Annotated in this window: 16 protein-coding genes; 9 read left to right on the top strand and 7 right to left on the bottom strand. The window is 37.5% G+C overall.

Annotation, left to right across the window (positions count from 1 at the left end; translation table 11 throughout):
* Positions 1 to 77: 77 nt before the first annotated feature.
* Positions 78 to 749: a DUF389 domain-containing protein gene (locus I573_RS05740; protein ID WP_016186609.1), complete on the top strand. Its 672-nt coding sequence runs from the start codon at positions 78 to 80 to the stop codon at positions 747 to 749.
* A 26-nt stretch (positions 750 to 775) separates the two neighbouring features.
* Here the strand turns inward: I573_RS05740 and I573_RS05735 are convergent, their stop codons facing one another.
* Positions 776 to 1180, bottom strand: a complete 405-nt coding sequence (locus tag I573_RS05735; protein WP_016186610.1) for a GNAT family N-acetyltransferase — start codon at positions 1178 to 1180, stop codon at positions 776 to 778.
* A 76-nt stretch (positions 1181 to 1256) separates the two neighbouring features.
* Here I573_RS05735 and I573_RS05730 point away from each other — a divergent pair, with 76 nt between their 5' ends.
* From I573_RS05730 to I573_RS05720, 3 genes are read left to right on the top strand one after another with little or no spacing between them, the layout of a single operon-like run.
* Positions 1257 to 1802: a GNAT family N-acetyltransferase gene (locus tag I573_RS05730; RefSeq protein WP_016186611.1), complete on the top strand. Its 546-nt coding sequence runs from the start codon at positions 1257 to 1259 to the stop codon at positions 1800 to 1802.
* A 14-nt stretch (positions 1803 to 1816) separates the two neighbouring features.
* The gene (locus I573_RS05725) at positions 1817 to 2221 is read left to right on the top strand and encodes a (deoxy)nucleoside triphosphate pyrophosphohydrolase (RefSeq protein WP_016186612.1); all 405 of its coding nucleotides are present in this window, start codon (positions 1817 to 1819) and stop codon (positions 2219 to 2221) included.
* Positions 2221 to 5067, top strand: coding sequence for a DEAD/DEAH box helicase (locus I573_RS05720; protein ID WP_016186613.1), 2847 nt, complete (start codon positions 2221 to 2223; stop codon positions 5065 to 5067). Before I573_RS05725 ends, I573_RS05720 begins: the two co-directional genes overlap by 1 nt.
* A gap of 15 nt (positions 5068 to 5082) precedes the next feature.
* Here I573_RS05720 and I573_RS05715 read toward each other — a convergent pair whose 3' ends face one another.
* Genes I573_RS05715 through I573_RS05695 form a run of 5 tightly spaced genes read right to left on the bottom strand, consistent with a single transcriptional unit; the run spans position 5083 to position 8621 of the window.
* Positions 5083 to 5691: an alpha/beta hydrolase gene (locus tag I573_RS05715; protein WP_016186614.1), complete on the bottom strand. Its 609-nt coding sequence runs from the start codon at positions 5689 to 5691 to the stop codon at positions 5083 to 5085.
* 12 nt (positions 5692 to 5703) lie between these two features.
* Positions 5704 to 6315 (bottom strand): flavin reductase family protein, encoded by a 612-nt coding sequence (locus tag I573_RS05710; protein ID WP_016186615.1) that lies wholly within the window; start codon positions 6313 to 6315, stop codon positions 5704 to 5706.
* A gap of 12 nt (positions 6316 to 6327) precedes the next feature.
* Positions 6328 to 7215: a VOC family protein gene (locus I573_RS05705; protein WP_016186616.1), complete on the bottom strand. Its 888-nt coding sequence runs from the start codon at positions 7213 to 7215 to the stop codon at positions 6328 to 6330.
* A gap of 12 nt (positions 7216 to 7227) precedes the next feature.
* On the bottom strand, positions 7228 to 8190 hold the full coding sequence (locus tag I573_RS05700; protein WP_016186617.1) for a ring-cleaving dioxygenase: 963 nt from the start codon (positions 8188 to 8190) through the stop codon (positions 7228 to 7230).
* Positions 8191 to 8204: 14 nt separating this feature from the next.
* Entirely contained in the window at positions 8205 to 8621 is a 417-nt protein-coding gene (locus I573_RS05695; RefSeq protein WP_016186618.1) for a MarR family winged helix-turn-helix transcriptional regulator, read from the bottom strand.
* 205 nt (positions 8622 to 8826) lie between these two features.
* Between I573_RS05695 and I573_RS05690 the strand changes: the two genes are divergently transcribed.
* Positions 8827 to 9648, top strand: a complete 822-nt coding sequence (locus I573_RS05690) for a hypothetical protein (RefSeq protein ID WP_016186619.1) — start codon at positions 8827 to 8829, stop codon at positions 9646 to 9648.
* Positions 9649 to 9685: 37 nt separating this feature from the next.
* Here I573_RS05690 and I573_RS05685 read toward each other — a convergent pair whose 3' ends face one another.
* The gene (locus I573_RS05685) at positions 9686 to 11008 is read right to left on the bottom strand and encodes an amino acid permease (protein ID WP_016186620.1); all 1323 of its coding nucleotides are present in this window, start codon (positions 11006 to 11008) and stop codon (positions 9686 to 9688) included.
* Between the two features lie 234 nt (positions 11009 to 11242).
* On the opposite strand from I573_RS05685, the gene I573_RS05680 reads away from it, so the two are divergent.
* The 4 genes from I573_RS05680 (at position 11243) to I573_RS05665 (ending at position 14114) form a co-directional block, all read left to right on the top strand.
* Positions 11243 to 11554: a nucleotide pyrophosphohydrolase gene (locus I573_RS05680; protein WP_016186621.1), complete on the top strand. Its 312-nt coding sequence runs from the start codon at positions 11243 to 11245 to the stop codon at positions 11552 to 11554.
* 250 nt (positions 11555 to 11804) lie between these two features.
* Entirely contained in the window at positions 11805 to 13316 is a 1512-nt protein-coding gene (gene abc-f, locus I573_RS05675; RefSeq protein WP_016186622.1) for a ribosomal protection-like ABC-F family protein, read from the top strand.
* 67 nt (positions 13317 to 13383) lie between these two features.
* On the top strand, positions 13384 to 13749 hold the full coding sequence (locus I573_RS05670) for a DUF1622 domain-containing protein (protein WP_016186623.1): 366 nt from the start codon (positions 13384 to 13386) through the stop codon (positions 13747 to 13749).
* Entirely contained in the window at positions 13746 to 14114 is a 369-nt protein-coding gene (locus I573_RS05665; RefSeq protein WP_016186624.1) for a DUF1622 domain-containing protein, read from the top strand. The genes I573_RS05670 and I573_RS05665 overlap by 4 nt, the downstream gene beginning before the upstream one ends.
* Positions 14115 to 14605: the final 491 nt, after the last annotated feature.

Genomic DNA, 14605 nt, shown 5'->3' with positions numbered 1-14605 from the left:
TATTGGATTAAATTATGCTCATTATTGTTATTTTTTTGTTATACTTTTTTAAACTAAATAAAAAGGAGTGAGAGGATATGGACAAAGCAAAACATCAAGAACGTCAATTAGTTCGTTCAGAATCTTTACATAAGCATATTTCAGGTAATCTTAATTTTGATTGGCCGGATTTAGCTATTTTATTTTGTGCTGTCGTTATCGCTAGTGTGGGATTAGCGGAAGAAAATTCACCGATTATTGTAGGCTCAATGCTCATTTCACCGTTGATGAGTCCTTTATTAGGAGTCGGTTATGGTATCACTCGACGGGAATTTACAATGATCAAACAAGGCGTATTATTATTAGGGTTACAATTGATCATTAGTTTGGTTGCATCGACTGGATATTTTCTTGTTATGCAAAATGCAACGGTCAATGAAGCGATCTTAAGTCGTACGAGCATTACGCTTGGCGTCGCTATTGTAGCTTTTTTTGGTGGCTTAGCTGCAATTATTGGCTCAGCTAAGAAAGATTCAGGCAATATCTTACCTGGAGTAGCCATCGCGGCTTCTTTGATGCCACCTTTAGCGACTGTTGGATTTGGATTAGCAAACGCTTCTTGGTCGATTGCCTTACATGCAGGCGAATTATTCTTGTTAAATGTTGGAATGATTATTATTGGGGCAGCACTTGGGACATTGCCGATCGTGAATCGTCAACGAGCTGAAAAACGTCAAGATAATCATAAATGGAAAAGTAAAGGAAATTAAACGAGCAGCCATTTTGCTGCTCGTTTTTAATATTCGCGATAAAAAGCACGCATTTGCTGTGTACCGACTTCTTCAAATCCGGTTGCGTTATAAAATGTTTGTGTTTTTGTACTGTCATCCGTTAGTAATACTTTTTGACGGACATGAGGATAGTCCGCTACTACGGTTTCTAGTAGCGTTTTGCCATATCCGCGGCGTTGATATTCTGGATGGACCAAAAGATCTTGGATATAAAGAATCGTTTCACCATCTCCAACAGCACGAATGAGGGCAATTAATTTTTTGTGGTCCCACAGCGTGTGTACAACAAGGGATTGTTCGATCGCACGCTTTAGTGTTTCTGGTTCAGTTGTATAGGCATACCAACCTACTGAGTTATAAAGGTCTAATAATTCGGTCAAGGGAATCTGTTTGGACGTCTTTTTTTCCATAGTGATCTTCCTTTCGTGGATCTGTCTTCTACTTTTAGAATATGCTATTCTAGAAGAAAAAGAAAGTAGGATAAAGATGTTTACAACTAAAAGCAGTGGCAAGTTGGTTACGATCCGTCCATTAAATCGTTTGGATTACAATAATTGGTTAGATTCATTTTTACAACGCCAACCAGCGAAGCATCCATATGACGAAGGGGCAATCGATATGAGCGAATGTACACCTGAATGGTTTGATGCACTCATTATGCGCCAGCAAAAACTCGCTGAAACAGACGATACCTATGTTTTTGGTATCTTTCGCAATTCTGATGGGAAGCATCTTGGTGCAATTGATTTTACAACGTTACTACGAGAAGATTTCCAGTGGGCTAGAGTAGGGTATACGATTCATAATCAATATTGGCGCAAAGGTTATGGAAAAGATGCGATGACAGTTGCTTTAGCAGTTGGGCAAAAAGAACTAGGGTATCATCGGATCGAAGCACATATTAATTTAGACAATCTTCCTTCACAACAATTGGCAAAATCGATTGGAATGGAGTGTGAGGGCATACGTAAGGGATTTATCTTTGAACATGGTGAATGGGTAGATCATATCGTATATACAAAAGTAAACTAAGAGAAGAGTAGATAATGATGGAAAAAGTGATAAAAGTGGTTGGCGCGATTTTGATTGAAGAGGGGAAAATTTTGATTGCACAACGAGTACCAGGACGATCTTTAGAAAATATGTGGGAATTTCCCGGTGGTAAAATCGAGATGCATGAAACACCTCGGGAAGCTTTGATCAGAGAGATCATTGAAGAACTAAAGATCCAAGTACAAGTAGAGGAAGAAGTGTTTGAATGCACACGTTATGCTTATGATTTTGGGACAGTAGAATTGACGACATATCGATGTCAATTAATAGCTGGTACCCCGATGTTGATGGAACATACAGCAATTGATTGGGTGACGCCAGAAGAATTGGATCAGTTTGTTTTTGCACCTGCGGATATTCCAGCAGTCGAAAAATTAAAAGTACAAGGAGTCGAGTGATGGCTACGTTAGAAGAAGGATTGCAGAAGGGATTTATCGATCGACAAATTTTGACGAGTCGCTACGTGCCGAAGATGATCATCAATCAGCCGGAGAAAAAAGAATTTTTAGCTAACGTATTGCAAGAAGAGCTATCTCAGTGTGAAACGTTTGATTTTTCAGTGGCGTTTATCACACAAAGTGGTTTAAATGCTTTAAAAGTACAGCTGGCAGATTTATATCAACATGGAAAAAAAGGCCGATTGTTAACTTCTACGTATCTAGCTTTCAATGCTCCCGAGATTTTTTATGCGTTATTGCGTATCCCTAATCTAGACGTACGTATTTCAGAAACACCAGGATTTCATGCGAAAGGCTATTTATTTAAACAAGCAGAGCATACGTCGTTTATTATTGGAAGTTCTAATCTGACGCTTCAAGCTTTGAAACAAAATTATGAATGGAATGTCCTGTTGACTTCTAAAGAAAATGGAGAAATCTTGCATCAATTGGTGACCCATTTCAATGAGGAGTGGCAAAAAGCGCAATTGCTGACAACAGAGTGGATCTTGGCGTATCAAAAGGTATACGAGCAAGAACAAGTGAAAAAGATCAAAGATTTAAAGATAATTGACCCAAATGAAAAATATGTCGTGCCAAATCGTATGCAAAAAGCTGCTTTGGAAAGTTTGACCCAACTACGTGCAACTGGAGCTAAAAAAGGGTTAGTCATTTCTGCAACTGGAACAGGAAAAACTTATTTAGCTGCATTTGACGTGTTACAAGTAAAGCCTAAAAAAATGCTATTTGTGGTGCATCGTGAACAAATTTTACGAGCTGCGCAAGCTTCTTTTAAAAAAGTAATTGGAGGGCAAGCTCAAGATTTTGGAATATTTTCTGGAAATAAGCGAGAGCTAACGGCAAAGTATGTATTTGCTACAGTTCAAACTTTATCCAAACCTGAAAATCTAGCCTTGTTCAAAGCACATGAGTTTGAGTATATCTTGATCGATGAAGTCCATAAAGCTGGAGCAGAGTCTTATTTACGTGTGTTGGACTATTTTGAACCTGAGTTTCTCTTAGGAATGACCGCAACACCTGAACGAACAGACAATTTTAATATTTTTGAATTATTTGATTACAACGTAGCTTACGAAATCAGATTACAAGATGCTTTAGCTGAAGATCTCCTGTGTCCATTTCATTATTTTGGCGTAACTGATTATGAAATCGAGGGTGAATTAGTAGACGATAAGACATCGCTAGATCGTTTGACGATGGATGATCGCTGTCATTTTTTATTGGAAAAATTAGCTTATTATGGTTGCGATGATTTAGTTCCAAGAGGACTAGTGTTTTGTCGTTCGCGAGAGGAAGCGCAAGTCTTAAGTGGGAAATTTACCGATTTGGGCCATCCTTCAAGTTTTTTGACTGGTTCTCATACGATACAAGAACGTGAACAGGAAATTGAGCGACTTGAAAAAAATGAATTGGAATATATTTTTACAGTCGACATTTTTAATGAAGGGATCGATATTCCGAAAATCAATCAAGTGATTATGCTGCGTGCGACACAGTCCAATATTATTTTTGTGCAACAGCTTGGACGTGGATTGCGAAAAGATCCATCAAAAGAATTTGTCACGGTCATTGATTTTATTGGAAATTATCAAAACAATTATATGATTCCGATGGCATTATCAGGCGATGTCAGCCGGGTAAAAGAACGATTGCGTAAAGATACTGTTGAAACGAATTACTTAACAGGCCTTTCGATGATTAATTTTGAAGAGATCGCAAAACAACGTGTATTTGAAGCGATCGATCGCGCGCAGCTAGATGGCATGAGAGAATTACGCGAACTTTACATCCAAGTGAAACAACGCTTAAACCGAATTCCAACATTATTGGATCTCGAACAAAGTGGGATCATGGATCCGTTAGTCATTACAGATAAATATAAGAACTATCCACAATTTTTATTAAAAATCAAAGAGATCAAACTGACGTTTCCAGAAAAGATGCTAGGCTATTTTACCTTTTTCTCACAAGAATTATTATCAGGTAAACGTAAACAAGAATTATTGATATTAAAAAAATTATTATTTCTTGAAAAATTAGAGGTCAAAGAGTTAAATAAGGTGTTTGAACCCTTCGCTCTAAATGCTGTTCCTTGGTCGATACGATCTGTTGTCGATACGTTAACGACGGACTTTTATCGTGGTGGAGTGAAAAAAACATATGAACCATATGCCTTTATCCAGCAAAAAGAGCAGCAGCTTTACTTACACCCAAACTTTCAACTAGCTTTAGCCAATTCACAATTTAGACAGTTTTTTGTAGATGTTCTTGAGACCGCGATACATAAAGCGGCTCGATACGATCATGAGCCATTCACGGTATATGAAAGCTATCGTCGGCGCGATGTCTTGCGTCTACTTGGTTGGAAAGAACAGATGGTTGATCAAAATGTTGGTGGGTACACATATAATCGTGAACGCAAACAGTTTGTAATCTTTGTGACGTTGAATAAAGGGGAGACCTTTTCTGGCGCACAAATGGCATATGAAGATCAATTATTAGATGTCGAAACGATGCATTGGTTTACTAAGGCGCCACGTAGTATCAACTCGCCAGAAGTCAGAATCATGCTGGAAGAGGAAGGCTGGACCTATCATTTGTTTGTGAAAAAATCAGATGATGAAGGTACGAACTTTTATGCTCTTGGTCAAGTTATACCGGTTAATGAAACGATCAAACAAGAAGAAAAACCGACAAATCAAGGAACGCATAAGTCTGTTGTTCATATGAATCTTAAATTTAATGAGCCAATGCCATATGACTTATTTCGTTATTTTACAACATAAAAAAATCACGCATGATCATCCATGCGTGATTTTTTGTAACCAATTTTTCGCTTCCTCGACTTCAGCATAGGTCAATTGATGTGACGGAGTCCATAAAGTGGTCACTGTAGCTTTACGGCTTTCTAGTAACTCTAAGACGTGGTCACTTTCCGTAACGGGAACGATTGGATCGTGTGTTCCGAGTGTCACCAACACCTCAGATTGAGTCAATGCTTGATCTGCAATCTGTTTTACAGGATACATAGGATGAAATAAAATCCCTTTTTTAAATAAATCAGAACGATCAAGTAAAAGCTTTAACGCAATATTTGCGCCATTTGAGTAACCAACAAAGACTAAGTTTTGTAAGTTAAGCTGGTTTTCTTTAAAGAAAGTGACTAAAAAATCAGCTAATTTTTCACCTTGGTCGTGTAGATCATTTTCGTCATAGATTCCTTCAGCTAAACGTTTAAAAAAACGTGGTGCTCCATTTTCTAAAACATTTCCACGAATGCTTAAGACGGTTGCTTCAGAATCTAATGCCTCATGTAGAGGAAGTAAAGAAAATTCATCGCCACCGGTTCCATGTAATAAGACTAAAACTGGTGCATCAGATTTTCCAGGTCTAAATTGATACGTAAACATAAACGTTCCTCCTTATTCTAACGGACGGGCAATCGTAGTGATTTCACCGATGTTGGCATAATCATTTCCCGCCAAACGACTAATTGCACCTAGTTGTCTTGGATCAATTTTTCCTTCATGATAGATCGATTCATCGATTTGAAAAGCTTTGATTTCAAGTAAAAAAAGATCTGCTGTGATTTCTGTATCCGTGTTTACGGGGATGTGTTGATATAGTGTAGTTTCAAACCGCACTTTAGCAGGTTTTAATCCTGGTGTCGTAATTGTAGTCGAAGCGACAGTTTTAAAGTCAGCTCGAGTCAACTCACTGGTTTCAGGATCTAAAGGTGCAGCCGTTTCATTAGCCAAATCTAGATTGGAATCATCCAAAATGTGGACCACGGCTTCCTTTGTCTCAAGTAGATTGCGGGCAGTATCTTTCATTACACCTGATTTTCGTTGAACCGATACGGAAACAAGAGTAGGAGAAGTGCTGACGATCGAAAAATAACTAAAAGGCGCAATATTTAAAATCTGTTTAGTAGATTGTGTAGCGACTACTGCAACCGGTCTAGGAATGATCGATCCAATCAATAATTTATAGATTTCACGGTCGCTCAGTGTTTCTGGATTTAAAGTAAGCATAGGCTCATTCCTTTACGTAAATTTAGGTAAGTGTAGCATAATTTCGTCACGTTGGTGTTCGTATTGGTTAGGTAATTTTAACTGGCTACCCAAAGTTTCTGCAGGTTCGTCGACTGTAAACCCTGGTCCAGCAGTGGCGATCTCAAATACGACGCCACCTGGTTCGACAAAATAGATCGCTTTAAAGTAATCACGGTCTTTTTGTTCCGTCACGGCAAAGCCTCTGTTCATCAAATTTTGTTGCCACGCAAGTTGTGTCGTTTCATCTTCTGCATAAAAGGCGATATGGTGGACTGTTCCGACGCCAAATCGACCAGCTGGTAAACTGTGAGTTGGGACAATCAATTCATGTTGACTGGCTCCAAGTAGTTGCCATTTTTGACTTAAAGTCGTGTCCTCGACAAGAGAAAATCCCAAAGTAGATAATGTTTTTGCTGTTTTTGTAATATCTTCAGACAACAATACACTCCCATGAAATCCAATGATAGCTGGCGTATCTTTTTGTACATCTGTTTCGACAAGGGCTAATTTTAACCCATGGCGATCCGTAAACTCTAATGTTTGTCGATGAAATAATTGTGTTTCTTGAACAGAAATACGACGTGCGTTCAATACATCTAGCCAATATGCACGACTACCTTTCGGAATACGAAAGGCTATCGTACCGATTTGCCCACTACCGATACGACCGACATAGCGATTTGGCCAATTAAAAAAGGTCATGACCATCCCGTCGTCATCAGAGGGTGTTGAAAAATATAAATGATACGTATGTGGATCATCAAAATTGACGGTTTTTTTGATCAATCGTAGACCTAAAACATGTCGGTAAAAATCTGCAGTCATTTGTGGATCACCGACGATCGCTGAAATATGATGGATTTTTTGGATTTCTTGCATCTAGATCCCTCCTTATTTTGGGGTAGAGTCAAATGGGTGAATCGATTGCTCGATCTGTGTGCGACGGCTTTCTAAGAAAGGCGCTAATGATAAGCGTTCACCTAATGTTTCATAAGGTTCATCTCCCATAAAGCCAGGTTCATCTGTTGCTAATTCAACTAAAATCGCACCGATGCGAACATATAACGATTCAAAATAGTAACGATCGACATAGCCAGAATGATGTAAACCAAGTTGATCAAATGCTTCTTGCCAAACGGCTAAGGAATCGCGATGAGCTAAACGAAATGCGACATGATGGACTTGGCCATCTCCTTGACGAGCAGGCGCACTGACTGCATCATCAACTAAAATGATCTCAGCCCCATTGCCACCTTCACCGACTGTATAAAGCGTACGATTTGCTACTGTTTGGATTTCTTTAAAACCAAAAATAGTTTTAAAGATTGAGGCATAGGCTTCAAATTGAGAAATCGTCATTTCAACGGGACCTAAACCGTAGATGGCAAATTCATTAGGAACAGGGCCTTTTTTCCAAGGTGTTCCAGCAGCAACACCTTGATTTTGTTCGTCTGAAATCAATTGATACGCTTGATCATCAAAATCATAGAAACGAAGGACTTGTTTACCAAAGTCTGTTGTGATCGCGTCGTGTCTGACTTCATGTTCAACAAAACGCTTAGCGTAATAGTCTAGTGCTGCATCAGACGGTACTCTAAAACTTGTACGCGTAATAGCATCTGTTCCAGCATGTCCTTTTTGGCTGTTTGGAAAATCAAAGAAAGTCATGGTAGTTCCGGGTGTACCATGATCATCGGCAAAATAAGTGTGATAGGTGTAAATATCGTCTTGATTGACAGTTTTTTTAACCAAACGCATGCCTAGAATTTGAGTGAAAAATTCATAGTTGCGTACGACATCACTTGTCATTGCTGTAACATGGTGGATTCCTAATAATTGATCTTGTTTATTCATAAGAGTTCCTCTTTTCAGTTTAGTTTTTTTAATAAGGTTTGGAGCTGTTTCATTTCTTCTATAGATAAGACATCAAACTTTTGGCGAATCGTTTGTGCATGTTTGGGAAAAATTTCTTGCATCAATTGTTCACCAGAAGTGCTCAAGCACAATTCGATCACGCGTTTATCTTGTGTATTTTTTTCTCGTAAGACATAGCCTTTTTTGACAAGTTGATCGATAACATAGGTAGTACTGCTACTAGCGATCAAAATTTTTTCCTTAACGGATTGAGTCGTGTGACGCCCTTGATGATAAAGTAGTTCCATCACGGAAAATTCTGTGATATTTAATCCATAAGTGACGACATCTTGTTTCGCTAGATGTTCGAGTTGAGTGCTTGTACGAAGCAAGCGAATATATAGTGGAAGCGCATATCGTTCTTTATTCATCATAAACTCCTTTTTGAAAAAAAGTATTTCGAATTCGAGATAAATATAACTTATTTTTAGTAAGTTGTATAGCAATATGCTTGAGATTTACTTTGATAATTAAATAACGATAGTATTGATTTTTTTGGATGCGAATCTTTTGGGTAAATTTTTGACTCGTGGTACCATAGACTTATCAAATGATAAGTTAAAGGGGGAAATGGGGATGAAATCATCCGCAACGGGAAGTAAGATTTTTGTCACGATCATGTACGTCGTGATGGTGGCAGTTAATGCCATGGCTGTATTGTTACCATTAAACGGGGTCACGACACAAGAAGTATCGGATAGTTATCCGAATCTATTTGCACCAGCTGGAGTTACCTTTTCGATTTGGTCGGTAATCTATACGCTATTATTGCTATTTGTTATTTATCAATGGTTACCACCAAAACCAAAGAGTCTATTAGCTGATCCGCCGATTGCTCGTAAAATACGAGGGTTGTTTATTTTAACATCGATCTGTAATAGCCTTTGGATCTTCGCGTGGCAGTATTTCTATGTTGGGTTATCGGTTATTATTATGTTGGTCTTTTTGGTATCTTTGATCTATGGAAGTGTATTATTAGCGCGTACTAAGAAAACGAAATTAGACTATTGGTTGATTCGTTTACCTTTTAGTGTTTACTTTGGTTGGATCACGATTGCAACGATCGCGGATATTATCGCCTTTTTTGTGGATAAAAAATTAGCATTTATCAATGACCATCAAGTAGGATGGACGATTGCGATATTGATCGTTGGACTAGCGATTATCGTATTTACAACATGGTTTAATCTAGATATTGCCTATGGAATCACCACGATTTGGGGATATGCAGGAATCTTGATCAAACATCAAGCGGCAACGGATGGGTTTAATGGAAAGTATCCTTCGATTATGACAACAGTAGTCGTTTGCCTAGTTGTTATTGCGATTGCTTGTGTAGTGGCAGCATTCAGATTACGCGGACAACGAACACGTAGCGGTTCATTTTTAGAAAACTAAAAAAACGACGATCTCAATCCGAGATCGTCGTTTTTGTTTAGTTTATAGTATTTGGTTCTTTTTTATAGCTAAACCAAATGAAGGCATATAGTACTGCAGTTAGTGCAGTGATGGTAATTGGATTATTGATCAAAATACCAATAAAGATCAAGAACAATACGATGATCGCAAATGCTTGGAAGGAAACCGCACCGATTTTCTTTTGTTGCAGTGCTAAAACAAATGCAGCGATCGTAATCAATAACCATGTAAACAATACAGTATAAGAAATTGATCCAACAAGATAGTTGAATAATTTATCACCAACAAAGTAAGACAAGATCACACCGATATACAACGTTCCAGTACAGAATAAAACGGCATTTCGTGGAACACGATGATGATTTAATTTTGTTAGTTTTTTGGCAAAACCACCACGATTTTGTAAACGGAAGTAAAGCGTACGTGATGATGCATATACACCAGAGTTGATTGATGAGAATAATGCCAATACAATGACGAAGTTAATGAAATCCGCGGCAAATGGGAAATTCATTTTTTCAAAAATCATCACAAAAGGACTTGTTGTACTGCTTGCTAGTGTATCCCAAGGATAGATGATCAAAAGTAAAAATAATGGAATAATATAAAATGAAATGATTCGGCCCATTACCCCTTTGATCGCTTTAGGAATGGCTTCTTTAGGGTTTTCAGCTTCACTTACAGTAATGGCGATCAACTCAGATCCTCCGTAAGAATAAATCACAACTAATAAAGAACTGATCAATCCTTTCATACCATTTGGAGCAAAACCACCATGCGCATTCATGTGTTGCACAGTTGGGAACAATCCTTCTGCAATCGCCATTTTTCCAACTAGAAAGACACCGAAGATAATCAATAGGATGATTACTGAAATCTTAGCAAAGGCTAACCAGTACTCTGTTTCGGCAAATAGACGAACGGAGTATAAGTTGATGACAGTCGTTAAAATCGCAAGGAGTAAAACGAATAGCCATTGCGGAATGTTGGGAAACCACAGTTGTAAGAAACTTGCGGCGGCGACACCTTCAGCAATAATATTGATCATCCAAAGCGACCAGTAGATCCAATCGATAAAATCGGCAGTGTGACTTCCAAGAATCGGACGAATCAATCCAGATAGACCGTGGACGTTATCATTGTGTAAGACAAGTCGTCCCAAACCGCTCATCACGATGAACAGTACGATCCCTCCAAGCAAGAATGCTAATAAGACAGATGGTCCAGCGATTCCAATCGCTTCACCACTTCCCTTAAATAATCCAGCACCGATCGCGCCACCAAGAGCGAGCATCGTAATGTGTCTGGAGGTCATTTGTTTTTGTAGCTTATTTTCCATAAAACACCACTTTCTGTTAAACTGACTAAATATAAGGATTATTTTTCTTCGATTGTGATTAAACACAAAATATTCTGAAAATAATAACGAAATAAAAATGACAGATTATTCATTTTGATGAGAAAACCACAATGAAATCATGAGAAATGCTCCGTTTACTAGTGTATCGTAACCAACTGTTATTTAAAAGAGAAGTTTGAAAATAATTTGAAAAAATAAAGGAGTCGTCTACGAATGGCCAATGAACAAAATGAAACGATGAATAAAATCAATGCATTTCGCGATGCGAGAAATTGGCGCCCAGCGCACAATGAAAAAGATTTGGCGCTGTCGATTAGTTTAGAAGCAGCTGAATTACTAGAGATCTATCAATGGAAAAGTGCTGAAGAAGGCAATCAAGATTATGAGCATTTGAAAGAAGAAATTGCGGATGTATTGATCTATAGCTACATGCTAGCAGACAATCTCGGGATGGATATTGATGAAATTATCGCTGAAAAATTAGTAAAAAATGCTAAAAAATATCCTGAACCAATAAAAGACTAGTTCAAACTTGAAGAACGAATTGAAACTTGTTATACTTTAACAAAATATGACTAAAGTGAGGGATCGTCGATTGAAAAATTAAGCCGCTGATGAAAGTTGCAGAAGACACACAACGTAATGGGTGGAGTCTGCAGATTTTCAAGTGAAGCTTAATGTTTCGATCGAGGGTCTTTTTGTGTACTCTTTTTTACGCTTTACTTGAAAAGCACTTCTGGTTTGCTTGTCATGCGACAAGAGAATAGGAGTCTATATGTCTTCAATTGAATTTAAACAAGTAACATTTGGTTTTGATCTACAAGAAGAAAACTTATTTGATCACATCGATCTAACGATTCAAACAGATTGGAAATTAGGGTTGATCGGGCGCAATGGACGTGGTAAAACGACACTCCTAAACTTACTATTAGATAAATATCCTTATCAGGGTGTGATCCATACCACAAAAACATTTGTCTACTTTCCCCAAACAGTAAGTGATCCTACACAACTTACGCAATTTATTATCGAAAAATTGATGCCAAGTGAGTTATGGCAAGTCAAACGTGAGTTAAATCTGCTTCAAGTCGACCCAGATATTTTATGGCGTCCGTTTCATAGCCTATCTGGTGGCGAGCAAACAAAAGTATTGTTGGCTTTATTATTTAGCGATGACACACAATTTCCACTCATCGATGAGCCAACGAATCATTTAGATAAACAGGCGCGTAAACATGTCTCGACTTATCTGAAGCAAAAGAAACAAGGATTTTTACTAGTTAGCCATGATCGTGAGTTTGTTGATGAAGTCGTCGATCATATCGTATCGATCGAGCGCCATCAACTGGTGTTATATCAAGGGAACTTCACTGTTTATGAACAAGAAAAAGCCAAACGCGATGCTTATGAGCAAGCACAAAATGAAAAATTAAAAAAAGAGATTTATCGTCTACAAGAAACCGCTGCTGAAAAAGCACGCTGGGCTTCAAATCGTGAAAAAGATAAAACAAAGGCCAAAAGAGGCTTTATCGATAGTGAAGATCGTCGCGTCAACAAAGGTGCAGTCGGTGCGGATGCAGCTAGAACGATGAAGCGTTCTAAGGCGATCGTTAAACGAATCGAAGATCAAGCGATTCAAAAAGAAACGTTGTTAAAAGATATCGAAACAGTAGATACTCTAGTGATGCATCCAAAGCCAACACACCATGAAACGCTGATCGAAGTGAAACATCTACAACTTCTTCACGATGGTGTTCCCTTGTTTTCTCCCATTAGTTTTACTTTAAAAAAGGGGGAACGTATCGCGATCACTGGACGAAATGGATCTGGGAAATCTTCATTACTGGCGGCGATTTTAGGCACATTCACAGGGGAGATCATCGGTGAAATCAAATGCGCTCACGGGATTTTATTTAGTTTGATCCGGCAGCTTTACGAAGACAACCATGGTTCATTAGAAGCATTTGCAGAAAATCAAAAATGTGCGTATCAAGAATTGTTGCATAATCTAAAAAAATTAGGCTTAGAGCGTGAGAATTTTATTCAGCCGATTGAAACGATGAGCATGGGACAACGTAAACGTGTTGAAGTTGCCCGTTCATTGCTGGAAGAAGCACATGTATTTATTTGGGATGAACCCCTGAATTATCTTGATGTATTCAATCATCAACAGTTAGAGCAAGTGATTTTAGCGACACGACCTACAATGTTATTTATCGAACACGATAGTCGATTTATTGACACAATTGCTACCAAAATCATTGACCTTGATCAAGAACGTGACTAGATTGTTATTGGACGAATGCATCATTCTTCTTTAGAATAGAAGGAAACTAGAGAAGGTGGGGCGTATTATGTTTGGTGTGGATGCAGGAGTCTTATTAGAATGGCTCGTATTTTTATTAAATCTATTTTCAATCGCGATCTTGCTAGTCGGAATCGTTTTAGTAGCGAAAGGGATCTTTTTCAATCAACCGATCAAAAAAAATTATGCACTGCGGAACAATCGAAATGCGGAAGTGCGTAAGATTTTAGCAAGTTATATCTTACTTAGTCTAGAAGTGTTGGTTGTTGCCGATATTGTCGAATCGATCTTAAAACCAACGTGGCTCGATATTTTAAAATTGGCGCTAACGGTCATTATTCGAACAGTTATCTCATACTTCTTAAATCAAGAAATCGAAGAAAAAGCGCAAGCAGAACATGAGGTGGACCAATGAGTGCAGAATGGATCGAACAGATATTGTCTTACTTTGAATATATCGTAAAAGGGTTGGAACTATTTGCGATCATTTGGTTGCTTTGGGGTGTTTTATTATCGGCCAAAGATTTCTTTATGTTCACCTTTGAAAAAGTCCCGAATAAGCAAATGCGCATCGAAAAAAACAATGCGATCAAAAAAATGCTCGGTGGCTATATTTTATTAAGTTTAGAGATCTTGATTGCAGGTGGGATCATCGAATCGATCATCAAACCGACACTGCAAGATATCTTCCAGTTGGCAGCACTCGTCGTGATCCGAACGATTATCTCTTATTTCTTGAATAAAGAAATCGGACCGGTAGATGTGGAAACAGGAGAATAAAGGAAGACACCGAAACGATTTTGTTTCGGTGTTTTTTTGTGCTCATAAAATCTAAAATTTTTTATATTAATTATTTTAAATGACGTTTTTAATAAGGTATTTAAGTATAAAAAGGAGTAAGATAAATTTAAGAGAAGGATATCAAAAGCTAAAGTCTTAAATTATCAATAGAGTTAAAAAAGTTAAATTAGATAAATATTATTTTTTCTTTAGACAAAATAGTTATCAAAAAATTTAACATACACGTTAAAATTAAAATCTATTCGAAAAAAATTTGTTATTATTTGTTTGTTGTAACAATTTTAAATTATTAAAATTGTCCACTTTAAGTCTATATGATAAAATTAATGTGTTAGAACAATTGTTTCATATAAATTAAAAAACGTAAATTATAATAAATATCGTTATTTAATTTAGGAGTTCAGATATATCTTTTTACAGTCTATAATTTAAAAATTTTAAATACAAAAAAATATTTTTCTTTTCAGATT

The organism is Enterococcus sulfureus ATCC 49903 (assembly GCF_000407605.1).
Lineage (GTDB): Bacteria > Bacillota > Bacilli > Lactobacillales > Enterococcaceae > Enterococcus_G > Enterococcus_G sulfureus.
The sequence above is the reverse complement of the archived record's forward strand: the minus strand, read 5'-3'. Positions and strand labels throughout refer to the sequence as shown.